Annotated in this window: 23 protein-coding genes; 16 read left to right on the forward strand and 7 right to left on the reverse strand. The window is 63.4% G+C overall.

Annotation, left to right across the window (positions count from 1 at the left end):
• Positions 1 to 550: 550 nt before the first annotated feature.
• The 3 genes from DVK01_RS15480 to DVK01_RS15490 all read left to right on the forward strand — a co-directional run bounded on the left by DVK01_RS15480 (position 551) and on the right by DVK01_RS15490 (position 2,914).
• Positions 551 to 751, forward strand: coding sequence for a hypothetical protein (locus tag DVK01_RS15480; protein WP_004518094.1), 201 nt, complete (start codon positions 551 to 553; stop codon positions 749 to 751).
• A 72-nt stretch (positions 752 to 823) separates the two neighbouring features.
• On the forward strand, positions 824 to 1,663 hold the full coding sequence (locus tag DVK01_RS15485) for an inositol monophosphatase (protein ID WP_121537476.1): 840 nt from the start codon (positions 824 to 826) through the stop codon (positions 1,661 to 1,663).
• 102 nt (positions 1,664 to 1,765) lie between these two features.
• Positions 1,766 to 2,914 carry a DUF63 family protein gene (locus DVK01_RS15490; protein WP_101350151.1) on the forward strand — a complete coding sequence of 383 codons (1,149 nt, stop codon included), beginning with the start codon at positions 1,766 to 1,768 and terminating at the stop codon, positions 2,912 to 2,914.
• Between the two features lie 44 nt (positions 2,915 to 2,958).
• Here the strand turns inward: DVK01_RS15490 and DVK01_RS15495 are convergent, their stop codons facing one another.
• The 3 genes from DVK01_RS15495 to DVK01_RS15505 form a co-directional block, all read right to left on the reverse strand.
• Positions 2,959 to 4,668: a YcaO-like family protein gene (locus DVK01_RS15495; protein ID WP_101350150.1), complete on the reverse strand. Its 1,710-nt coding sequence runs from the start codon at positions 4,666 to 4,668 to the stop codon at positions 2,959 to 2,961.
• Positions 4,669 to 4,699: 31 nt separating this feature from the next.
• Positions 4,700 to 5,518, reverse strand: a complete 819-nt coding sequence (gene tbsP, locus DVK01_RS15500; RefSeq protein WP_101350149.1) for a transcriptional regulator TbsP — start codon at positions 5,516 to 5,518, stop codon at positions 4,700 to 4,702.
• A 364-nt stretch (positions 5,519 to 5,882) separates the two neighbouring features.
• Positions 5,883 to 7,970: a hypothetical protein gene (locus DVK01_RS15505; protein ID WP_101350148.1), complete on the reverse strand. Its 2,088-nt coding sequence runs from the start codon at positions 7,968 to 7,970 to the stop codon at positions 5,883 to 5,885.
• A gap of 152 nt (positions 7,971 to 8,122) precedes the next feature.
• On the opposite strand from DVK01_RS15505, the gene glyA reads away from it, so the two are divergent.
• Positions 8,123 to 9,370 carry a serine hydroxymethyltransferase gene (gene glyA / locus DVK01_RS15510; RefSeq protein ID WP_101350147.1) on the forward strand — a complete coding sequence of 416 codons (1,248 nt, stop codon included), beginning with the start codon at positions 8,123 to 8,125 and terminating at the stop codon, positions 9,368 to 9,370.
• Positions 9,371 to 9,388: 18 nt separating this feature from the next.
• Here the strand turns inward: glyA and DVK01_RS15515 are convergent, their stop codons facing one another.
• A complete protein-coding gene (locus DVK01_RS15515; RefSeq protein ID WP_121512250.1) occupies positions 9,389 to 9,736 on the reverse strand; it encodes a hypothetical protein in 348 nt (115 codons plus the stop codon).
• Between the two features lie 115 nt (positions 9,737 to 9,851).
• Between DVK01_RS15515 and DVK01_RS15520 the strand changes: the two genes are divergently transcribed.
• The 3 genes from DVK01_RS15520 (at position 9,852) to DVK01_RS15530 (ending at position 11,854) form a co-directional block, all read left to right on the forward strand.
• Entirely contained in the window at positions 9,852 to 10,406 is a 555-nt protein-coding gene (locus DVK01_RS15520) for a hypothetical protein (protein WP_101350145.1), read from the forward strand.
• Positions 10,407 to 10,474: 68 nt separating this feature from the next.
• The gene (locus tag DVK01_RS15525; protein WP_121537477.1) at positions 10,475 to 11,368 is read left to right on the forward strand and encodes a bifunctional methylenetetrahydrofolate dehydrogenase/methenyltetrahydrofolate cyclohydrolase; all 894 of its coding nucleotides are present in this window, start codon (positions 10,475 to 10,477) and stop codon (positions 11,366 to 11,368) included.
• Entirely contained in the window at positions 11,369 to 11,854 is a 486-nt protein-coding gene (locus tag DVK01_RS15530) for an NUDIX domain-containing protein (RefSeq protein ID WP_121537479.1), read from the forward strand.
• On the opposite strand, the gene DVK01_RS15535 is transcribed toward DVK01_RS15530, so the two are convergent.
• Positions 11,851 to 12,570 (reverse strand): TFIIB-type zinc ribbon-containing protein, encoded by a 720-nt coding sequence (locus tag DVK01_RS15535; RefSeq protein ID WP_121537481.1) that lies wholly within the window; start codon positions 12,568 to 12,570, stop codon positions 11,851 to 11,853. The two genes, DVK01_RS15530 and DVK01_RS15535, sit on opposite strands and share 4 nt — an antisense overlap.
• 59 nt (positions 12,571 to 12,629) lie before the next feature.
• On the opposite strand from DVK01_RS15535, the gene DVK01_RS22310 reads away from it, so the two are divergent.
• The 3 genes from DVK01_RS22310 to DVK01_RS15545 all read left to right on the forward strand — a co-directional run bounded on the left by DVK01_RS22310 (position 12,630) and on the right by DVK01_RS15545 (position 15,177).
• Entirely contained in the window at positions 12,630 to 12,776 is a 147-nt protein-coding gene (locus tag DVK01_RS22310) for a hypothetical protein (RefSeq protein WP_004518083.1), read from the forward strand.
• Between the two features lie 700 nt (positions 12,777 to 13,476).
• Positions 13,477 to 13,752: a PadR family transcriptional regulator gene (locus DVK01_RS15540; protein ID WP_004518082.1), complete on the forward strand. Its 276-nt coding sequence runs from the start codon at positions 13,477 to 13,479 to the stop codon at positions 13,750 to 13,752.
• A gap of 141 nt (positions 13,753 to 13,893) precedes the next feature.
• Positions 13,894 to 15,177: an MgtC/SapB family protein gene (locus DVK01_RS15545; RefSeq protein WP_121537483.1), complete on the forward strand. Its 1,284-nt coding sequence runs from the start codon at positions 13,894 to 13,896 to the stop codon at positions 15,175 to 15,177.
• On the opposite strand, the gene DVK01_RS15550 is transcribed toward DVK01_RS15545, so the two are convergent.
• Complete coding sequence (locus DVK01_RS15550; RefSeq protein ID WP_101350140.1) at positions 15,174 to 15,500, reverse strand: hypothetical protein; 327 nt, start codon at positions 15,498 to 15,500, stop codon at positions 15,174 to 15,176. The two genes, DVK01_RS15545 and DVK01_RS15550, sit on opposite strands and share 4 nt — an antisense overlap.
• A gap of 158 nt (positions 15,501 to 15,658) precedes the next feature.
• On the opposite strand from DVK01_RS15550, the gene DVK01_RS15555 reads away from it, so the two are divergent.
• The 3 genes from DVK01_RS15555 (at position 15,659) to DVK01_RS15565 (ending at position 19,628) form a co-directional block, all read left to right on the forward strand.
• Complete coding sequence (locus DVK01_RS15555) at positions 15,659 to 17,524, forward strand: sensor histidine kinase (RefSeq protein WP_121537485.1); 1,866 nt, start codon at positions 15,659 to 15,661, stop codon at positions 17,522 to 17,524.
• 114 nt (positions 17,525 to 17,638) lie between these two features.
• On the forward strand, positions 17,639 to 18,574 hold the full coding sequence (locus DVK01_RS15560) for an A/G-specific adenine glycosylase (protein ID WP_101350138.1): 936 nt from the start codon (positions 17,639 to 17,641) through the stop codon (positions 18,572 to 18,574).
• Between the two features lie 46 nt (positions 18,575 to 18,620).
• The gene (locus DVK01_RS15565; protein WP_101350137.1) at positions 18,621 to 19,628 is read left to right on the forward strand and encodes a sodium:calcium antiporter; all 1,008 of its coding nucleotides are present in this window, start codon (positions 18,621 to 18,623) and stop codon (positions 19,626 to 19,628) included.
• A gap of 58 nt (positions 19,629 to 19,686) precedes the next feature.
• On the opposite strand, the gene DVK01_RS15570 is transcribed toward DVK01_RS15565, so the two are convergent.
• On the reverse strand, positions 19,687 to 20,220 hold the full coding sequence (locus tag DVK01_RS15570) for a GNAT family N-acetyltransferase (protein ID WP_121537487.1): 534 nt from the start codon (positions 20,218 to 20,220) through the stop codon (positions 19,687 to 19,689).
• Positions 20,221 to 20,467: 247 nt separating this feature from the next.
• Here DVK01_RS15570 and glmS point away from each other — a divergent pair, with 247 nt between their 5' ends.
• From glmS to DVK01_RS15585, 3 genes are all read left to right on the forward strand, one after another.
• Positions 20,468 to 20,914, forward strand: a complete 447-nt coding sequence (gene glmS, locus DVK01_RS15575; RefSeq protein ID WP_101350135.1) for a methylaspartate mutase subunit S — start codon at positions 20,468 to 20,470, stop codon at positions 20,912 to 20,914.
• A gap of 268 nt (positions 20,915 to 21,182) precedes the next feature.
• On the forward strand, positions 21,183 to 21,761 hold the full coding sequence (locus tag DVK01_RS15580; RefSeq protein ID WP_121537489.1) for an NADPH-dependent FMN reductase: 579 nt from the start codon (positions 21,183 to 21,185) through the stop codon (positions 21,759 to 21,761).
• A 151-nt stretch (positions 21,762 to 21,912) separates the two neighbouring features.
• The gene (locus DVK01_RS15585) at positions 21,913 to 22,545 is read left to right on the forward strand and encodes a YIP1 family protein (protein WP_101350133.1); all 633 of its coding nucleotides are present in this window, start codon (positions 21,913 to 21,915) and stop codon (positions 22,543 to 22,545) included.
• Positions 22,546 to 22,560 lie beyond the last annotated feature (15 nt).

Genomic DNA, 22,560 nt, shown 5'->3' on the forward strand with positions numbered 1-22,560 from the left:
CAGATTAGTATCCTGTATCAGCGGCGTGCTTTAGTTGCAGATATATCAGACAATATGAGCTAGCTACTAACAGGATACCACGATGGGAAGAGTCGCAGTACGCCGGAATTGATGCTCAAAGACAGGTGTGAGGGCCTCGACTATCGCCTACGGTCGCTGGAACTCGTCGAATCTGATTGATACGCTTCGGAAACGCCCTGATGCCGTGTGCCAGCTGACTGCCCCGGGGCGACTCGGTTACCGGGGTGTCTCACACTGGGCGGCGAAGTCGACTCCGGATTTCGCCGCCAACAGCGTGTACTCGTGGCAGCCGGTTCTCCAATGCGCTGAGCAGCGTTGCGACGCTTAATCCAAGGACGTAAACAGCTCCTAAAAGCATGATAACTGAGATGTCCTTACTGAACCGGAGCGCCCCGCGTAGCGATGCCATAGCTATGAATTCTCGGCATGAGTCTAAGTCATTTGGGTCTGATTATTAATTTCTGTAACTGGAGGGGGTGTTGTTGTTCTGGGCCGTAGATTTAAGCCACCCTATGTGTTAAGAAGTAACATGGCCACAGACCAGTCCGAGGGGGCCAGCCTGCACGTGCCACCGCTGGAGAATACGGCGTTTTTCTCCATTGAGGACGATGACGGCTACGTCCGTATTGAACAGTCACTAGGGAACCAGGTCCTGTACACACCCAACGAAGCGCGGGACATCGCTGAGGCAATTCTCGACGCTGTTGACGAGGCTGTCGAGGAGGAGTAATCCATCGCCGGTGGTCGGCCCTGTTTTGCTGGAAGGCGAGACGGTTTGAATGAGGGCGGTCCACCGTCAGGTATGACAGATGAAAGCCACCGGGCGGCGGTCGCCGAGCGAGCGGCCCGGTCTGGCGGTGTCGTAGCCCGGGAGCAGTTCCGGGGCGACCTCAACGTTGAGTCGAAGGCCAACAAAAACGATCTCGTGACGGAGACGGACCGCGACGCCCAGCGACAGGTCGTCGCCACTGTTCTGGAAGCGTTTCCCGGCGACCGATTCCTCTGTGAGGAAGCCCTCTCGCCGCGAGCCGGGCCGGAGGCCGACTACGAACCCGAAGCAGTCGACAACATCCCACGTAACGGCTCTGTGTGGGTAATCGATCCGATCGACGGGACGGCAAACTACGTCCGCGGAATGCGCCTGTGGGGGACCGCTGTCAGTGCGGTCGTCGATGGCGACCCGGTCGCATCGGTGATCTATCTCCCCTCGTATGGTGACCTCTATGCGGCCGGCCCTGAAAATGTGACGCGAGACGGGACTGAACTCTCGGTAAGTGGACGAACCGACCCGGAGACGTTTGCGGTGGCCCCCGTCGGCTGGTGGGACCGCGATGACCGGGACGAGTTCGGTCGGCTGTGTAGTGCTGTCGGCGACCGATTCGGTGACATCCGGCGCCTGGGGTCGTTCCAGGCAACGCTGGCCCACGTTGCCGACGGGGCACTTGAGGGACTCGTTTGCACGCGCCCGATGGCACCCTGGGATACGCTCGCCGGCGTCCATATGGTTCGACAGGCTGGCGGCACAGTCACTGACCTCGATGGCGAGCCTTGGACTCACGACAGCGACTCTGTCGTCGCTTCCAACGGCGAGGCTCACGAGGCATTCGTAGCGGCCGGCAACGAGGCGCTCAGGGGAGAGTAAACTCACTTTCACATCCAAACCCCGCCGCGTCTGGCTCGCGGACTTTCGCTCCACGCACACTGGACCGGAACGCTGAAACCGCCTGCCACCGGTCACTCGGCCATGGAAACGTTCGAGCGAGCCGTCGATGAGTACGGGCCCGGCCAGCTCTGGGTGGGCTCTTTCGTTGCAGTCCTCCTCGTTGCGGTTGGGGCCGTTATGGCCGCTCCACAGGCCGTCTGGGATCGGTTCCTCTGGCAGTACTTCTGGGGCCCAGTGTACGCCGACGCCAAGTCGGCCAGCTGTGCCGAAATGACTGCATCCGGCCCACAACCGCTGTACGATGGCTGTAGGGCGGCTATTCAGGATGGGCGGCTCATCGCTGAGCCGGGGTACACTATCGTCTCCGAGGTCGGCTACATGCTGATTCTGGTGTACATGCTCGTCGGCGTCTACTTTCTCCTCGAGCGACTGGACATCGCCGAAGACCCGAAGCTCTACTTCGCGTTCGTCCCGTTCATGCTGCTTGGCGGCGCGTTGCGGACCGTCGAGGACGCGACCGATCGCGCGGTCGACGCCGGGGTCACACCCATCGTCGAGTACCCGCTGAGTTCGCTCATCATCAGTCCCGTCATCTACGGGACGGTGTTCCTGCTGACGTTGCTCGTCCTCGTCGCCTGCGTGGACCTCGAACAGCGTGGCGTCATCGATAGCTACTACCGGACGACCGGCGCTATCGGCGGAGCGTTCGTCGCCGTGACCCTTCTGTATCTCACGGTTGTCGCCCTCACTCGTGAGTATGCGACGCTGTATCCGTCAGTCCTTATCACGACTGTCGTGCTGGCCTCAGCGCTGTCGTACGGTCTGTACCGCCTGTTCGAGTCCTACCGCCCGGCGCTGAACGACGGAACTGGCTATATCGGTCTGCTCGTCATCTGGGGCCACGCAATCGACGGCGTCGCGAACGTCTTGCTGGCCGACTGGCTCGACGCCCTCAACGTCCCACTGACGTACTATCCGAAACACCCGGCCAACGAGTTCATCATCGAAGCCACCGAGGCGCTCCAGCCGGCCGGCCTCTCGGCCGCCATCGGCACGTCGTGGCCGTTCCTGATCGTCAAGCTCGCCGTCGCTTCACTGGTCGTCTCGCTGTTCAATCAGGAGTTCATCGACGATAGCCCGCGGTACGCGCTCCTGTTGCTCATCGCCGTCACCGCGGTCGGTCTGGGGCCGGGGACGCGGGATATGCTGCGGGCGACGTTTGGCATCTGATTACGGACTTCGGCTATTCGACTCCGCCTCTCGTTGCGTCGGCGCTACGGAAACGGATGCTGTTCCCTGTCGAGCCGCGGCTCGAAGCCCAACTCGGCCGGCACAGCTTCGGCCCGCTGGCCGAAGAACGAATCACCGAAGAACAGCGGTTGGGCCGACGGACAGACGACCCGAACCGCCTCGAACCCGAGCTGTTCGAGATCGCGCGTTGTCAGCCGTGCCCCGTGTGGCGTGAGCCCCGCATCCGCCGACCGGTCACACAGTGTCTCTAGCTCCGCCTCACCGGAGAGGTCTGCATCGGGGCCGAGCGAGTCCAGCGGGACCGCCGTCTCGGTGGCCGTCAGGTCGGCGGCCTCGCCGGGTGATTCGGCGTAGCGTCCGATTGCGCCCTGTGCGTCCATGGCCGCCTCTGGCCCCATGCTGTCGAGTTCCATCCAGTTCTGGAGCGCCTCCTCCAGCGCGCCGATGGCGGCCGCGCCCGGGTCCAGATCTGCGTCGGTCCCGAGCGCGAAGCGCGGCCATTCGTCCTGTTCCAGCGCGACAGTGATGACTGGCACGTCCACGTCCTGTGTCAGCAACAGCGCCGTCACGTCGAGCCCCTCAGATGTCGCGCGCCGTTGGAGCGTGTCGTACTGCTCGTGGTCCTCGACAACCACCCGGAGTGGCTCGAAGGTCGAGTACCACGACAGCATCGCGGCGTCACGCTCGATGACCTCGTACAGCCCGGTCAGTAACGCCTCGGTGACGGTGTTTCCGAGTCCGAGCCCGGTCGTCGTTGCCGGCCTGACAGCGTCCGATGGCGGCGGATAGTGGACGGTTTCGGCGGGCAGCGACCGACGGTCATCGGTCAGTAGATTTTTCGCCGGGACCCAGCGGAGTGCCGTCGAGTCGTCCCACTCGGATTCGTCCCTCACGAACGCATCGGGTGTGACGGCATCCGGAACATCGGTGACGGTCCCGCGTTGCAGCGTCCCGTCTCTGTAGACGCCGGCTGCGTACCGCTCGTAGTTCTCGCCGAGCGCTTTCATGAAGGCTGTATCCCAGTCGATAGCGACACCGGCGGCCTTGGCGGCGGCCGACACGTCGCTGAATCCGGTGGTGTCGGCGAGCGTCGACAGGTAGTACGGAGCCGGGAACGACTCGACCTCGCCGACTTCCGTGGCGATACCGACCCGCTCGTCGAGGCCCAGTTCCGCCCGTGAGAGCGCCTCGCTGTCCGGGGCTGTCCGGCGACCGTCGTCAAGGGTGCGGCTCGGCGTCTCGCCACAGTCACAGCCCGGGACCGGCAGGAACCGCCGCTGCGTATGTGGGAGTTCCGTGACCGTCCCAAAGAGGGCAGCGTCCCCGTCGAGAAACCGGGAGACCAGTCGGCCGGCCAACGCTCCCGCGAATCGTTGCGTGGCCGCAGCCGGGGCTTCTGTGATCTCCTCGGTGTCATCGACTGAAGCCTCGACCCGAGCCCGGAGACAGTCGAAACAGCCCGTCTCGGGTCCGAACCCGCTGACCGCGGCGTCAGTCACCGGGACGCCGCCGATGCCGCCCAGTTCGACGGCGACCCACGGAATGCCATCGCCGTTCGCTCGGCCGTTCCACGCCGCAAACGTCTCTGACCCGACGGTATCGACTACGACGGCGAGATCGCCACCGCTGTCCGCCGGTGTCGGCGGCTGTGCTACTGAAACGTCGATATCAGCGAGAAACGCAGTGAGTGCATCGACGGCCGGTCCACGCCCGACAACTTCGACAGTTCGCATGCCGAAGCCCTCGTGGTGAAGGGAGAAAAACCTACGCGGCGAGGATGGACTGGGCCACGGACGCCAGTTCGTCCGGGTCGGCGTCTTTGAGCCGGTCGTCACCGAGCATCAGGCGGAGCCGCGGTCGGCCCACGTCGATTGGGACCTTCTCAGTGTCGATGAGGTTCATGTCTTCGAGTTTCGTCTTCGTCCGCGAGAACGTCGCCTTGCTCGCCAGCCCGACATCCTCGCCCCATTTGCTGATGTCGTACAGCAGTTCACCGTTCCGTGCGGCCACGAGCAGGCTGATGGTGACCTCGTCGAGGCCGTCGCCGTCGCCGCGGGCCGTCGACAGAGAGCTGAGAACGTCGTTGAAGTCCGACGCGGTTTCCGGGCCGATGTCGGATTCCAGCGTGCTCTGGACGCGGTTGAGCGGCGGCGTCCGGAGCGAGTACTCGTCGGCGTCTTCCCAAGTCGAGTCGTAGTAGTCGTAGGCGTTGTCCACGAACGCCGCGTCGTCGGTCCCGAGACCGCCGACCGTGTCGCTGATCGTCACGAGCGCATACACCGTATCGACAGTCACCGCAACCGAGTGGTTCGGCACGTCGTCGAGCAGTCGCATCGTGAGCCGCTCCTCGTCGATGAGGTCGGCCGCGGTGCTCGCAACGAGGAAGTCGTCCATGACATCCTTCAGTGCCCGCTCGTCTGCTAGCAGCCGAACTTCGGGGGCGTCCGAGTCCGCGTCAAGTGTCGATACAAGCTCCGAGATGCTCCGCCGCGACGGGTTCACGACGTACACCGGCTCGTCAGTTGCCCCAAACACCGTGGTCAACATAGAACCGACGTCGTCTTGCAGGAGATTTTCGGTCATTGTCCCTTGGCAGTATCTAGTGCATTAGTATATTTAATTTTACCGGCCATACTGTGTTGATTTCGCTAACAATCAGACAACACACACCGGTAAGAGGCGATAAAATATTGGTCAACTGTCCTAAGCAGAAGCCGCTCGCCTCACGGACTGAACCACCGATTCTGAGCGTCGATTTCGCATGAAACCGGTAGAACAAATGGCTGTCTCTCTGCTTTCCGTTCTGCAAACCCGCGATTTCAGCACAGTATCTAATACGCAAAGTGAATACAAAGTAGCGACCTACTGTGACTACTTGATGACCGGACGCTGAACCGGTTGCAGCCGCCTCGGTTTCGCTTTCGGAGCCCGGCAGTGTGGGGTTCCGTCAGAAATCCGTCCGGAGGCGCGCGGCCAGGTCGTCGGACCAGTGAAACTCCCCGTCATAGATGACAGGCAGTGACGTCTGGCTCAGCGTGTCGGCCAACTCGGAAACGCTGAGCGAATGGCTCGTCTGCTCGCCGTTCAGGGCGGCGCTGTCGTCGAACGGTAGCCGGTAGCTCTCACCGGGCCGTTCCGGGGACACGACCGTACACTCTACGTCGAAGCCTGTCTCCCCTTCGGAGAGCCAGACGACCGCTGGGTGTGCAGGATTGGGAACGATTGAGTAGGTCCCGTCGCCGACGACCGCGTAGTCCTTGCACATCATTATCCGCCGACGGGCGAGTTCCAGCGCACGCTGGATGCTGAATCCGTTGCTGAGCAACCGTGCGAAGGCCGTCCCGACTAGGGCGGCGTGCTTGTCCAACACGTCGGTAAGTGTCACCGCGCCGGCGACCGCGCCCTGTTTGACAAGGTCAAGCCCTTCATCGTAGGAGCCACAGGCGTTCAGGAAGAACGTCTGTGTTCGGGCCTCTGATAGCGATGCCAGTGCCAGGTTACCGTCGGGACAGCGCAGTCCCTCCTCGTCGCAGTGGCCGATGAAGTGGACGAAATCGGCCGGTTGTCGGAACACGTCGGCCAGCTCGTTGACCGACAGCAGCTTGCTGACCTGGACGTCCATTGGTAGGTCCGCTGCCCGGTATATTTCTGTGACTTCCGTGTGCTCGTCGGCCATCTCCTCATCGTTGAGGACGACCGCGACCCGTTGACTGTCGGCATCCCGGTTCTGAATCCGGTAGCGGTTGAGGTACGCCTCCGCTGGCGTTTTGCACGCGTCTATCGGGTTTCCTGGCGCGAGCCACGAGTGCAACTGCCCTTCGCGCAGATTCGGCTCGATAACCGGCGGACGCTCGGCTGACCCACGACTCAGATACGAATCCGCCAGCGTCCTGTCGAGAAGCTCTCCCCGGTCGAGCCGGGAACTGTCCGGCAGGTAGATGAGGCTGAGCCGGTCGAGCAGGAACGGGAGACAGCGGACCCGTTCCGGTTTCGGCGAGACGTACGTCGAAAGGGGCCATTCAGGCAGGATCGAGCGCACGGCCTCGTCGGAGACCTCGATGTATCGCTCGAGCCGCCCAGCTGGCGACAGCGACCGAAGCGTCTCCGCGTCGAGTGAGAGCGCCGACGTGATACGGGGGCCGCTCTCTGCCGGGTCGACGCGTCTGACCTGACAGTCGAGGTAGAACACCTTGCGGAGTAGCGCCGCGACGCCGGCCTGTAACGACGGCCAGGCGTCAAAGGAGAGGTTCACAGACGTGCCTTCGGCCGTCAACAGCGCGGTATCCCGTGACTCAACCACCACGTCCGCCCCGAGATAGTAGGCTAGCGGTGCGCTGACGAGCAGCTCCGCCTCGCACTCCGGAACATAGAGTGTGATTCCGGTTTCGGGACGGTTCTGTCGAACCGTTTCGGGAATACGGGTCGTTTCACCGGTCGTGACTATTGGCGGGTGTCCGCGGAGTTCTGGGTGCGAGCGGGACGGCTGCATCGTGTGATGGGCCCCGCCCAGATGGGTGACCGCCGTTGCAAGGCCTGCGGGCGTCGCAGGGACCTGCAGGTGCGGCCGCTCTGCGTTCGTTTCCCAGACGAACCCGACGGTTATACTGGTCGGTTCCCGGAAGGCAAGCACAGTGGTAACACCGGCCGAGTGGAGCGACGCCGGACCGTCGAAGCGGACGTGGATCCGAATGTCGTCAACGATGCCAAGCGGCGACTCCTGGCCACTATCCGAAGCACGGGCCTGCATCGTCAACAGGTACTCTCCTGTCTCAAGCGTCGTCGGTGAATCAACCGTCTCAGCATCCGTGTCAGTGCCGACTCGGGTTACCGTGGCATCCACCGCCGGCAGCGCCAACTCGGTGACGGACCCACTGTAACAGTCGTCGACAGTGTGTGGCAACTGTTCGCCGTCTGTGACTTCTCGATCGTGTAATTGGTGCACCAGTGCGGTCGGGTCGACCGTTTCCCCATCCCAGTCCAGCGTTTCACCGCCGTCCCGGCCCACCCGCTCGCCTGCCACCCCCCAGGTGACCATATGTGAATATGTGGAACGTCATCTGATATATACGTACGGTTGTCAGCACGGCCTCATCGCCAACCATATTCAGCACCGGACGCGGAATAAGACTGTCACACACGCGGGGACCAAAGGGTAGATTATTGTCGTATCGGTCCTGACTCGGATACATGAGCTACGAAACCGTCCGGGAAGCGGACCCGGCAGTCGCGGACGCTCTGGAGGGCGAACGGGGCCGGCAAAACGACACGCTGGCGATGATCGCCAGCGAGAACCACGTCAGCGAGGCTGTGATGGAGGCACAGAGCTCCGAGTTGACGAACAAGTACGCCGAGGGCTATCCCGGCGAGCGCTACTACGGCGGCTGTGAGTACGCCGACGACGTCGAGGAACTCGCTATCGACCGCGCGAAGGAACTGTGGGGTGCGGACCACGTCAACGTCCAGCCACACTCCGGTTCGCAGGCCAACATGGGCGTCTATCTCGGCGTCCTCGAACCCGGCGACAAGATTCTCTCGCTCGACCTGACTCACGGCGGCCACCTCTCGCACGGCCACCCGGCGAACTTCGCCGGTCAGGTGTACGAGGTCGAGCAGTACAAGGTCGACGAGGAAACCGGCTACATCGACTACGAGGGTCTCCGCGACCACGCAGAGGAGTTCGAGCCGGACATCATCGTTTCGGGCTACTCCGCGTATCCCCGGGAGGTCGACTTCGAGCGGATTCAGGAGGCCGCCGATGCGGTCGACGCCTACCACCTTGCGGACATCGCCCACATCACCGGTCTCGTCGCTGCCGGCGTCCACGAGTCGCCGGTCGGCGTCGCAGACTTCGTCACGGGATCGACGCACAAGACCATCCGCGCCGGCCGCGGTGGCATCATCATGTGCGACGAGGAGTACGCCGACGACATCGACGCCGCCGTCTTCCCCGGCTCTCAGGGCGGCCCGCTGATGCACAACGTCGCCGGCAAGGCTGTCGGCTTCGGCGAGGCGCTGGCCCCCGAGTTCGAGCAGTACGCCCAGCAGACCGTCGACAACGCCATCGCGCTCGGCGACCGACTCAAAGAGCACGGCCTCTCGCTGGTCTCGGGCGGCACGGACAACCATCTCGTACTCATTGACCTCCGACCGTCCCATCCCGACACCACTGGCAAGGAAGTCGAGGAAGCGCTGGAGGAAGCCGGCATTGTCCTCAACGCCAACACCGTTCCGGGCGAGACCCGCTCGGCGTTCAACCCCTCGGGCATCCGCGCCGGCACGCCCGGGCTCACCACCCGCGGCTTCGACGAGGACGCCTGCCGCGAAGTCGCGGACCTCATCTACAAGGTCGTCGACGCCCCCCACGACGACGATGTCGTCGCGGAAGTCAGCGACCGTGTGGACGAGATGACCGACGAGTACACGCTGTACGACTGAGCGGTCCCGACCGTCGTTTTACCGGCGGTACCGGCTTTCGTCACTGACGTCCCTGAACAGCATCGTGAGCGGGACCAGAACCGCCATCGCGACGGCGATAAGCGCGAGGATGGGTAGCGGCGGCAGGAACGCCAGTGCCATCCCGACCGCGTCCCCCTCCACGGCGTTGACGGCGGCGACCGCTCCGCTGTCGTAGAATATCGTGTAGAGAACGCCAAACAGGACCGTCATGAACACGATAGAGTAGAGCATCCGAAACGGACGGGTGACGATTTCGACGGCATTGTGCCGGATTCGTCCGATTTTTCGGCTCGATCCTCTGTTCGTTTCGCTGACGAGCAGGCCCAAGAGGCGTCTGACAACCATGAGACACAATGGATGGCTGACAGCATGAACGTATACCCTGATTACCGACGACGCGCTCGTCCGAGCACTCCGGCGTGCCCGCTGTTTTTTCACCACACTCACCGTTGCGTTCAGCGTGACCGAGACCGACAGGACGCGTCGCGCGGTCCTGACTGCGGGCGTGGCGGCAGTTACCGCGCTCGCCGGCTGTGACAGCGGCTCTGGCCCAGACTCGCAGCCGTCCGAAACCGGGACGACGCCGCCCACGGAACCGACGACGACCGCTCTGACCCCGACGGAGGGAACCGAGCATTCTGACCTAGACCTGCGTGAAGCGAACGTGACCGACGTGGCCGTGACGAACAGCGGGGGGCAGGACTATCGGTTCGACGTGACGCTGTATCACGACGACGACGGCGAGGACGGCTACGCGGACTGGTGGCAGGTCGAGACGCTGGCCGGGGACCGACTCGGCCGCCGGGACCTCCTGCACGCTCACTCGACGGCTCCGTTCACCCGTTCGGAGACGATTGCGGTTCCCGGCGATGTCGCATGCGTGGTGGTCCGGGGCCACGACCAGACCCACGGGTACGGCGGGCAGGCGATGACGGTGGCTGTCCCGGACGGCGCGACACGGGCCATCCGGCAGGGGGCCGAGCGGAAGTCGGTCGCCGAGTCGGACTGTCCCTGAGCAGGGTCGCTGTGGCGGCTGGCCGAAATCCGGGACGTTCATACCGCCCCGTGCCGCCGTTGTACCTAATGACAGAGATTATCGACGGCAACGCCGTCGCACAGTCGATTCGGGACGACCTGGTCGCGTCCATCGACCGCCTCGCCGACGCCGGCCACCGTCCGTCGCTAGCGACGGTGCTGATGTCCGAGGACCCGGCCAGTGAGACGTACGTCTCGATGAAACAGGACGACTGCGAAGAGGTCGGTATCGAGGCCATCGACATTGACATCGACCCCGACTCGGACGCCGCCGAACTGTACGACACAATCGAGGACCTCAACGCCGACGACGATGTCAACGGCATTCTGGTCCAGATGCCCGTCCCCGACCACGTCGAGGATAGGGAGGTCCTCCGGGCTATCAACCCGATGAAAGACGTCGACGGCTTCCACCCGGAGAACGTTGGCCGACTTGTCGCCGGCGACGCCCGCTACAAGCCCTGCACGCCCCACGGCGTCCAGAAGCTCATCGAGAGCGCCGGCGTCGACACCGAGGGCAAGGACGCCGTCGTCGTCGGCCGGTCGGACATCGTCGGCAAGCCGATGGCGAACCTGTTCATCCAGAAAGCCCCGGGTGGCAACGCGACGACGACGGTGTGTCACTCCCGGACCGACGACCTCGCCGAGCGGACGCGAAACGCGGACATCCTCGTCGCCGCGGCCGGCGTCCCGGAGATGATAGACGTCGAGATGATTCAGGAGGGCGCGACGGTCATCGACGTGGGCATCAACCGCGTTGACGCCGACACAGAGAAGGGGTACGAACTCGTCGGCGATGTCGAGTACGAGAGCGCGAAGGAGGTCGCTGGCGCAATCACGCCGGTCCCCGGCGGCGTCGGCCCGATGACCCGCGCGATGTTGCTGTACAACACGGTCAAAGCGACGGGCCTGCAACACGACATCGACGTCGACCTCCCCTGAATGCCGGCGCTCGCGGCCTTCCGGAACCGTGACGTGCTCACCCGGCGTGTGACCCGCGAGACCGACGCGGCGGGCGTCGATGCGGTCCGGGCCCGCGCCGAGCGCGGCCGCCACTGGGCAGTGGGTGCGCTCGTCACCGACCCCGACGACCGCGTGCTGTTCGTCTACGAGGACGACACGTGGAAGCTCCCGGGCGGCGGCGTCGAGGCCAGCGAGACCCGCCGAGCGGCCGTGCGCCGCGAGGTGCGCGAGGAGACCGGGGTGGACATCGCCGTCGACGGACTGGCCGCCGTCACCGAGGTCACAGTGACCGACGGCGGGCGCGAGGCGACGTTCTTCTTCGGGACCTACCGCGGCACGCCCGCGTCGACGGCGCTCGCGTCGGACCCGGGGCTCGACGACGAGGGCATCGAGACCGCGGCGTGGAAGAGGTCGGTGCCGTCGGACTGCCTAGACGAGCCGCTGCTCCGGCGACTCAGGGGTTAGACGGTGTCGTCCTCGATTCCAGCGAGCCAGTTCTCGGCCCTGACGAAGGCGCTCTCGTCACCGGTGATGTACGACCCCAGGTCCCGGGCCGCGTGAACGAGACGGTTGGCGTCCGCGGAGTCGACGTCGCCGTCCAGCGCCTCGACCCGCTTTCGGTGGTCGCGAATCCGCCCGGAGAGCTGTCGTGCTGTGGGGTCCGGGTGAGCGTCCAGATACGTCCGTACGTCCCGCTGATAGCTGTCGACAGCGGCCGCCATCGCTAAACCGTACGGCACGCGAAGCGCCGACGGGACGTCTTCGACGGCCGGACGATTGCCGTCGTCAGCCCCGCCGAGCAGTTCGTAGAAGTACCGCTCGGCCGGGTCGCCGCTGCGCAACTCCCGCGTGAGGTGTGCGCCGATGTGCTGGAGTTCGACTGCGGCGACGAACGTCCGGTCAAACTGTCGAAGCTCGCCTGCGTCAATGAACCCCCGCTTGCGCGTGTACTCTCGGCACAGCTCCGCTGCCGCGTCAGCGATCTCCCGTGTCGGGTCCGCGTCGATTCGGCTCCGTACCGGCGTCAGGTCGAGCGTGGTTGGTGTATCCGTGTGCTCGGTGTGCTCGTCGATCCCGACGCTGTGGATGCTACCACAGTCCGGACAGGCGATGCTTCCGGTCTCGTAGTACCGCCACCGCGTGCCACAGTCTTGACACTCGCGTTCCCCGCGGACTTTCATACGACATAGTGAGAGGGCAGCCCTCAAGATTGTTCCGTGCGGGCTGTCTACGCCCACGTATGCGCTCGGAAGACGAGATCCGCGAGCAGTACGAGTTCCTTGTTGAACAGCTAGACGACGAGGAGATGAACCACGAGCGGGTCCGGATGATGTTCACTCACTACAAGCGGGCACTCGGATGGGTGCTTGAGGAGGAACATATCTAGATTAGTTACAACTTACATTCACATTTACTTCGATAACTAACATCTGCTGGACGGGGCCGGTACTTTTAAGTTATTCTGCCCCATTCGACCAAGTGACGCTTCGCTTGGAGGGCCGAAGCGTCAGCGGGGACCAATTCAGGGCGGCAAGCGGTCGCGTTTTTCGCGACCGCTTTCCACTTACTTCGCTGCTAACAGTCTAATACAAGTGACTTCTGTGTCTCTGAAACGTAACTGCTCGGCGATACGACGCGCTCGATAGACAGTTGTGTGTCCGCCGCGTGTGCCGCGCCAGTTCAACCTCGATGCTGACCTCGGTGACGCCGCCCTTGACCACCATGCGTGACTGTCACCCCAAGCTCACCGGTAATAGTGCCGCGAAGTGCTTCCCCTGCGCTGATGTGATCGTATTGTCAGAGGTCGGTCATCGTTCTGGGATGTGACACGGTGACGGTGGGTTGACTACTCCTTCCACTACAATCAGGCGTGTTTCTGCCAACTGTAACCTACAGTGACAAATAATACGGCTGCCATCAGTTTCCGGAGAATGATGATATACTGACTGTATTTACCGTATGGACAAAACGATGACTGAGGGCCTACATACAGAAAATTCGACACCTAGAGGTGCCGAAACTATATCAAATTCTCTGGGCCGATATATTTAACAGTATAGATACTAAATCATTACATAGGAGAATCGATGCACGACTTGACAGGATTCCAGCGTGACCTGCTCTACGTGATCGCTGGCAGGGAAGAGCCCCACGGGTTAGCTATCAAGGAGGAACTCGAAGCGTACTACGAGAAGGAGATCCATCACGGTCGCCTGTATCCGAACCTCGACACGCTTGTCGACAAGGGACTCGTCGAGAAGGGCCAGCGCGACCGCCGGACCAACTTCTATACCCTCACGCGCCGCGGGCGTCGCGAAATCGACGCCCGCCGTGAGTGGGAAGACCAGTACGTCGACCTGTAACGAGGTCACACCGCCGCTGGTAAGGCTGTCGTTCCCGGGTAGCGACGAGACACATCGCTGGCTTGTACCGGTGGTCGACCGCTGACTGCCGAACGAGAAACACATGCCCGGAACCAACAACTGTTAACTTATGTCATACGTATGTGCTCTATGTCGATTCTTTTGCAGCTCTCTCCGGTCCCAATTCAGACGACAGTGTTTCGAATCCTGCTCGCGGGGGCGCTTGGGATGTTTCTGGGGCTCGAACGGGAGTGGTCACAGAAGTCGGCCGGCGTTCGGACGTTCGCGCTGATTAGCCTGCTCGCTGCGGTGTTCACGCTGGTCGAGAGCCAGGCGCTGCTCGTCGTCGGTGGCGTCCTGGTCATCGTGCAGGGGATCTTGCTCGCAGTGCAGGGGCTCCTCGGCAGTGCGGAAGAAGAGGGGCTATCGCTGACCACATCTGTCTCGATGCTCGTCGCATACGGCATTGGGGCACTGGTCGCACAGGGGTTCATTCTCGAAGGCGTTTCGGTCGCCGTCTTCTCGTCGTTGCTACTGGTGCTCAAGCGGGAACTCCACTCCCTTGCGTGGGGGCTCACTCGCGAGGAACTACGCTCAGCGACGGAGTTCGCCATCATCGCCTTCGTCATTTACCCGTTGCTTCCGTCCGAACCGGTCGAACTGCCTGGCGGACTGGTCGACGTGACCGTGGAACTGCGTGTCATCTGGCTGATGGTGGTGTTCGTCGCCGGCATCGGCATCGTCAACTACGCCATCGTCCAGACGTACGGCGGCCGCGGCATCGCCGTCACCGGCTTTTTCGGCGGTCTCGCGTCGTCGACGGCGGTGGTCGGCACGATGCTCGACCACGTTCGACAGCGGCCGGACGCAACCTCGTATGCCGTTGCCGCGATTCTGCTGGCCGACGCAGCGATGGCGCTCCGGAATCTCCTTATTACCGTGTTCTTCACCGTCGAGCGCGGCGTTTTACTCGAGGCAGTTGTTCCGCTTGGGGCCGTCATTGTCGGCAGTGTCGTTGTCGCCGCATACACCGCAGATTGGTCCGAGACGGTCGAAATGGGGCTTGAAAGCCCGTTCTCTCTACGGAATGCGCTCGCTTTTGGCGGGGTATTTCTGCTGGTCGTAGTCGCTGGCGGGTTCGCAGAGACGCAGTTCGGAACAGCAGGTCTCTACGTCACGTCGGCCCTCAGCGGACTGGTTTCCAGTGCCGGGGCGACGACCTCAGCCGTGTTGTTGTACCGCGGCGGCGCTATCGACGGACCGACGGCGATGGTCGCCATCCTGATCGCGACGGCCGCCAGTATCATGATCAAAGCAGCGCTGACCGCCCCGGGACCGAACCGCGCCTTCGCCACCCGTGTCGCATTCTGGAGTTCGGTCGTCCTCGGTGTCGCAACAGTGCTGGCGCTGGGGCTCTTGATTTAAAACTGGTAGCGCCGGTCGTCCTTGTCCTGTTGCTGGGGGAAGTCGTTCCCGGTCATCTGGTCGAAGGTCATCCCTGAGAGGTACTCGTCGTACGTGCAGTCGTAACTCGACCGGAGGTGGAAATCAAGTGTCCCACGGTCGACGGTCGACTGAAACAGCATATGAACCGCGCGCCTGACGAGTTCGTCCGGATCGTCTGGGTCGAGTGCGACTGACAGCATCGCGAGTTCGTTGCGTGTCTCACGGTCGATGGACAGCTCGAACTCGTCGTCGAAGTCGCCGTACGCCGCTTCGATATCATCCTGCAGATCTTCGAGGCTCATACGAAAGGAGACGTCGAGCGCGAGGAAACCCCTTACGACTCGTCTGAGGCCGCTCCGTCAAAACACGTGTCTACGCCAGTATATCATATGATAAATTATATCATGGGTTGAACATAACGATTGGTAGCGGTCGACCACTGAAGGGTTCAGATCAGATAATGACAGGTGGTGGGGACGAGACAGCAGGGTCCGGCCAGCACGACGGGCTGCGAGAGCGGCTTCGCGCAGCACTTCCGGGCGTGTACGCGCGAAACTACGCGGCAAAATTCGCTGTCGCGCTGGCAGTAATCGTCGTCGTACTCGCAGCCGTCGGCTTCGGCAGCTACCTGCAGATACAGAAACGGGTTGTCAGCGACGCAGCGACGGACCTCGAAACGTCGGCCACGCATCGCGCCGACAGCATCGAGCAGTGGCGGACAACCACCGAGACGAATGCCATCGCTATCGCGGCTGCAGGGGTGTACGACACTGGAACGCCCGCAGATATCAGACAGTACCTCACCACAGCAGCCACGGCAGAGTCGTCACGGGTTCGGTCGCTTCACTACGTCTCCACCGTCGACGACTCGGAGGTCGTTGTTGCTAGCACTGACCAGAGCACAGACGGCCGGGCTCCGTGGGCGGTCAACCCCGCGTGGAAGTCCCCAGTACTGGCGACGTTGAACGATACGACCGGTACTGAGACAGTAGTGCAATCGACGGCATACGCGGACGGTAGCGGCCACTCGATAGCGTTTGTGACTCCCGTCTCCGATGGCGACGGGGCACTAATTCTGGTTGCGCGGGTCCCGGTGGGACAGTTCAACGACGGTCGCAGCGGGTTTGAAACGCGACTGCTCACCGGGGACGGAGACCCGCTTATCGACGGTCAGGACGGTTCCGCGCCGCTCAGTCAGGACGGTCTCCGGGCCGCAACAGCGGGCCGAACGACGACTATCGAAACTGAAGACCGTGTCACAGCGTACACGCCCGTCAACGGCACGTCGTGGGTGGTCGCGACGAGCGCCGAGCGCGAGTCGCTGTACGGGACCAGCCGACTTGTCCGCCAGGGATTTCTCGCTGTCATCGGGACGGCAGTCGTCACGCTGGGCGTCGCGGGGTATCTCTTCGGACGGCACACGGTTCGACCAGTGGTACAGCTCCGCGACCGAACGCAGGCGATGAAAGAGGGTGACCTCGGCGTCGATATCTCGACCACTCGGCAGGACGAGATCGGCCGGCTGTACGACGCGTTCGAGAACATGCGGGATACGCTCCGGAGCCAGATCCGACAGGCGCAGGCGGCTCGTGAGGAAGCCGAACGGTCGAGCCGCGAACTCGAACGGCAGAACGAGCGGCTGGACGAGTTCGCGTCGACGCTGAGCCACGACCTCCGCAATCCGCTGACGGTCGCTCGCGGACATGTCGAACTGCTTGCGACGCGGCTGTCGGATCCGGAGACGGATGCAGCCGACCTCCAGTCCCACATCGAGAAACTCGAAGACGCACACGACCGTATCGAGTCGATAATCGACGACGTGCTGACGCTGACGAGAAAGGGAGCAAGCGTCGAGGAGACCGCTCCGGTTCCGCTGGAGGCCGTCGTCACCGATGCGTGGGACAACATCGACAACAAAAGCGCTGGCATCGAAGTCACGGGGAGTCGAACCATCGACGCCGACCGGACGCGACTCTTACGCGCCTTCGAGAATCTGTTTCGCAACGCTATCGACCACGTCGGCCCGGACGTGACTGTCACGGTCGGACTGACGGAACACGGATTCTATGTGGCCGACGACGGGCCGGGAATCCCGACTGACGCGGTCGACAACATCTTCGAGTACGGCCACACGACGAGCGAGGACGGGACCGGGCTTGGCCTTTCTATCGTCAAGACAATCGCGGAGGCCCACGGCTGGCGGCTGTACATCGATACGACCTACCCCGACGGCGCGATGTTCGTGTTCGCGGACGTGTTCAGCGAGGACGAGCCGGACTGGTACGGAACCGAGTTCGAGTGGGGCCGACCCGAAGCCGACGACTGATATCACCGGCTATTGCAGGATTCCATTCTCTGTCGAGGGGATTCTCTCCAGACGCACGGTCAGACGAGCGGTACCGACCGCCACGCACAAATCAGGACAGAGCCAAGCGGGGGTATGACCGACCAGTCGACAGCGACGGACCGCCCGGGAGACGTGCCCACGGACCCGTCGGCTGTCCGGGACGCGCTCGTGGAGTGGTACGAGGCGGATCACCGCTCGTACCCGTGGCGGGAGACGACAGACCCCTACGAGATTCTCGTTTCTGAGGTGATGAGTCAGCAAACCCAGCTGGACAGGGTCGTCGACGCATGGGAAGACTTTCTTGACCGCTGGCCGACTGCGGCGGCGCTGGCAGCGGCCGACCGTTCTGCCGTGGTGGGTTTCTGGACCAGTCACTCGCTGGGGTACAACAACCGGGCGAAGTACCTCCACGAGGCCGCGGGGCAAATCGTCGAGGACTACGACGGCGAGTGGCCCCGGGACCCGGACGGCCTCAGCGACCTGATGGGGGTCGGCCCCTACACCGCCAACGCCGTCGCCTCCTTCGCGTTCAACAACGGGAACGCAGTCGTGGATACGAACGTCAAGCGCGTCCTGTACCGCGCCTTCGACGTGCCGGACGACGACTCGGCATTCGAGGCGACCGCGAGCGCGCTCATGCCGGAGGGACAGTCACGGGTCTGGAACAACGCCATCATGGAACTGGGCGGGGTCGCCTGCGAGAAGACGCCCGACTGCGACGGCGCGGAGTGCCCCTGGCGCGAGTGGTGCGGGGCGTACGAGACGGGCGATTTCACCGCGCCGGACGTGCCCACACAGCCCGAGTTCGAGGGGAGCCGCCGACAGATGCGGGGCCGGGTCATCTCGGCGCTGAAGGAGTACGACGAACTGCGGCTGGACGACCTCGGCCCCCGCGTGCGCGTCGACTACGCTCCCGACGGGGAGTACGGCCGCGAGTGGCTCCGCGGGCTGCTGTCGGACCTCGAAGACGACGGGCTGGTCGAGTGCGAGGGGGCCGGCGATGGAGTCGTCGCTCGCCTCAAACGCTGACCGCGAGTGGCATACATCTTGAACCCCTGTGGCTAATACGTTCCCAATGGTTGGCTTGCTCGGCTCGGTCGCCCTCATCGTCATCGCAACCGTGGTCATCTGGAAAGGCAGCGGGTACTTCGAGCAGGCCGCCGAACGACTGAGCAAGTACTACGGGCTGCCGGTAGCGGTCCACGGTGCTATCGTCGTCGCCGTCGGATCGAGCTTTCCGGAGATCAGTTCGGTCGTCATCAGCACTGTCATCCACGACGAGTTCTCGCTGGGCGTCGGGGCCATCGTCGGAAGCGCAATCTTCAATCTGCTCGTGATTCCAGCCCTCGCGGCGCTGTCGAGCGAGGAACTTCGGTCGACGCGCGACATCGTCCACAAGGACGCCCAGTTCTACGTTATCAGCGTCCTCATCCTCTTTATCGTGTTCGCGCTCGGGGCGACCTACGTCCCGGGCGGGACGAACCAGGCGGCCGTCCTGACCCCCGCACTCGCCGTCGTCCCGCTGGTGACCTACGGCATCTACGTCTTCCTGCACCAGCAGGACGCGAGCGACCACGTCGCAGACGAGACCCACAGCGTCCGTCCGGGCCGGGAGTGGGGCATGCTCGGGGTCGGCCTCGTCGTCATCACCGTCGGCGTCGAGGGGATGGTCCAGGGAGCGCTCTCGCTGGGTGTTATCTTCGACACGCCGCCGTTCCTCTGGGGATTGACTGTCATCGCCGCCGGCACGAGCCTTCCCGACGCCTTCGTCAGCGTCCGGGCGGCGAAAAACGACGACAGTGTCACGAGCCTGACGAACGTTCTGGGGAGCAACACGTTCAATCTCTTAGTGGCGATTCCAGTCGGCGTCCTGCTGGCCGGGCGGGCGACAATCGACTTCCTCGTGGCCATTCCGACGATGGGATTTCTGGGCTTTGCGACGCTCGTGTTCATCGTCTTCACGCGGACGGACCTCGAACTCACCGACCGCGAAGCGTACACGCTGCTCGGCCTGTACGTGGTGTTCGTCTGCTGGATGACCCTGGAATCCGTCGGCCTCATCGAGACAGTCCGCGGTATCTGAGCGGCGCTGGGTCGCTTTTGTCCGCCGTCGAGGCCCGCGATCCCCACAGCCGCGCGGGCTACTCGTCGGCGGGCGGTAGCTCGCGAGCGTAGACCGCTTCATCGTACGGGTCGCCGCCGATAGTGAGCGTGCGCGTCTCGACCCGCTCGAAGCCGAGGTTCTCGAAGAATTCCCGACTCCGGTCGTTCGAGGCCAGGTCGAGCGCCCGGAACTGCTCGACGCCGTGGTCCCGGAACGTCGATTCGAGCCGGTCGTACAGCGCCGTCCCGACCCCCTCGCCGTGGTGGTCAGGGTGGACGTACAGCCGCAGCATGGTCCCCATGGTGTGCATGGTGATGCCCTGTGTGAACCCGACGATGTCCCCGTCCTGCTCGGCGACCAGCAGCACCGCCTCGATATCGTCGAGGTCGTTGGCGGGGACGCCACCGGCCCACCCGTGCAGCGCGCTCCCCAGCGGGTCGGCGTACCAGTCGGCTATCGTCTCGTCGATGACTTCGGACTCCAGGGAGTCGTAGGCGTCGTGCCATGCCGCCCGTGCGACTCTGCGGATACCGTCGGCGTCAGCGTCGAAGGCTCGGCGGATGGTCGTCATGCGTCTCCCGACGACGGAAAGACGGGCTGCTCCGAGCCGGTTCTACACCGGATGGACTGGCGTGACAGGCAGCGCAGTACCCGAGGCTCGGCCAGATGCTGAGGCGTGTCGCGTACCATATGCTGTGTCTATCGGTTCGTTTGGGCTATCATGGCTAATATCCTCCCCCAGCGTGTGTGAACTGTTTGCATAATCTATCATGGTTTATCATTAGGTTTATGTAGTTGACACCCATTGATGCTCTTGTATGAGGACAGTCATCCTCGGTGTCATCGGCTCCGACGCGCACGTCGTTGGGATTACCATTCTGGAACGAGCGTTCGAAGCGGCAGGGTTCAACGTAGTCAACCTCGGTGTCCAGTCGTCCCAGTCGGAGTTCATCGACGCCGCGGATGAACACGACGCCGAGGCGATACTCGTGTCGTCGCTGTACGGCCACGCCGAGCAGGACTGTCAGGGGTTCCAGCAGCAGATCAATGAGGCAGGACTTGACGTGACGACGTACATCGGCGGCAACCTCGCTGTCGGACAGGATTCCTTCGAGGAGACGCGCGAGACGTTCAAAGCGCTCGGTTTCGACCGGGTCTTCGATTCGGAGACCGACCCGGAGGAGGCCATTGAGGCGCTGAAGGCCGACCTCGGCCACCGCTCCCGCGAAGAGGCCTCGTCGGAGAAAATTCAGCTCGGCTCCTGACCCACAGACTGCTGCTTCAGACGCTTGCGCCGGCGACCCCTGTGCAATCACTCTCGGCTACTGCTACTGTCGACCACGCACAGCCCGGGACGCTGTACGACCGGTACGGATGGGCCACATAGCACCGTATCTCAGCCGTCTCTACGTGTACCACGACAACTGACGTCGGCCAACGGACCGTAGCCGTGACACTCCGGCAACGGAACCGAGACCAGCGACACACTCTGTCACCCCCATTGATATACCGGGTCCACTCCATAGCCCTGTCATGGCCGAACCACACGTCGTCGGCGTCGTCGGTAGTCTCAGAGACCAGAGCTACACCAGAGTTGTTATCAAGCGCGCGCTCGCCACTGCCGAAGAGGTGGGAGCGACGACGGAACTGCTGGACCTCCGGGAGTTCGACCTGCCGGTGTTCGATGCCGACCACCGCGAGGTAGGCGACGCCGTCGAATTCACTGACCGGGTCCACGCGGCTGATTCGATTTTGCTGGGGACGCCGGTGTATCACGGGTCATACTCCGGTGCGTTGAAGAACGCACTCGACTACTGCGGCTTCGACGAGTTCGAACACAAGACTGTGGGGCTGCTTGCGGTCGCTGGCGGGGGCTTTCCGATCACCGCGCTCGAACACCTCCGCTCGGTCTGCCGGGCACTGAATTGCTGGGTCATCCCGCATCAGGCCGCGGTTCCGAACGCAGGTGATTACGTCGCTGACGGCCGGATAACTGACGCAGACATCGAAGACCGGGTGACGACGCTCGGTGAGGAAGCAGTCCAGTACGCGAACATTGAGCCGGACCCGGCGTGTTTCGAGAGCGCGGAGAACGTCGGCGCAGACGATTAGCGGCGAGGACCGTGTGCGCGTCCGAGCCGTGAGCGTGTGATCCGGGGGTGCAGACGATTAGCCGCACATACCGTCGTGCGTGTCCGGCCAACGGCAGGCTGCTGACCGAGAGAAGGAAACGGTCAAACCGCCTCGCGCCCAAGTTTGCGGCGTGACTCAGTGGGTCGAGAATCCGACCGGCGGCCGGGACCGGGGGCCGACCGCGCTACTGCGCGCGTGGGTCGAGATACTCAGTCGTCCGCGGCGGTTCTTTCGCGCCGGCGTCGCACCGGGCGACCAGGCACCGGGACTGGTGTTCGCCGCGACGGTGGTCCTCTTCGAGGAGGTGAGCCGGTACGCCGTCGTCAAACTGGCCCAGCGGGGCCTCCTGTCTACGGGGCCGTTTGAGTACCCCGCTATCGGCGGCTTCTCGCCCGGCGTCGCGGTGCTGGCGCTGTTTGCTATCCTTGTGTTCGTCACGCCGGCGACGGTGCATCTGACGGCAGCGTTGCAGACCCTGCTGTTGCTCCCCGTCGCGTCGGACCGCGGTGGCGTGAGCGAAACTGTACAGGTGATGTGCTACGCGATGGCCCCCTGCCTGCTGGCTGGGCTGCCCAGCGCCGAGGTCCGGGTTCTCGTCACCGCCTGGGGTGCGGGGTTATATCTGCTGGGCACTGCTGTAGTCCACAACGTCAGGCTCCCGGTGGCGGCGATCGTCGGGGCCATCCCCGCCGCCATTATTTTCGGCTACGGCTTCCGCGGCTTCCACGCCCTCTCAGTGCTGGTCGCCGACTACGGGTTTTAGGGGCTGCCCGCGTGC

The sequence above is a fragment of the Haloarcula sp. Atlit-120R genome (assembly GCF_003665885.1).
Classification (GTDB): domain Archaea; phylum Halobacteriota; class Halobacteria; order Halobacteriales; family Haloarculaceae; genus Haloarcula; species Haloarcula taiwanensis.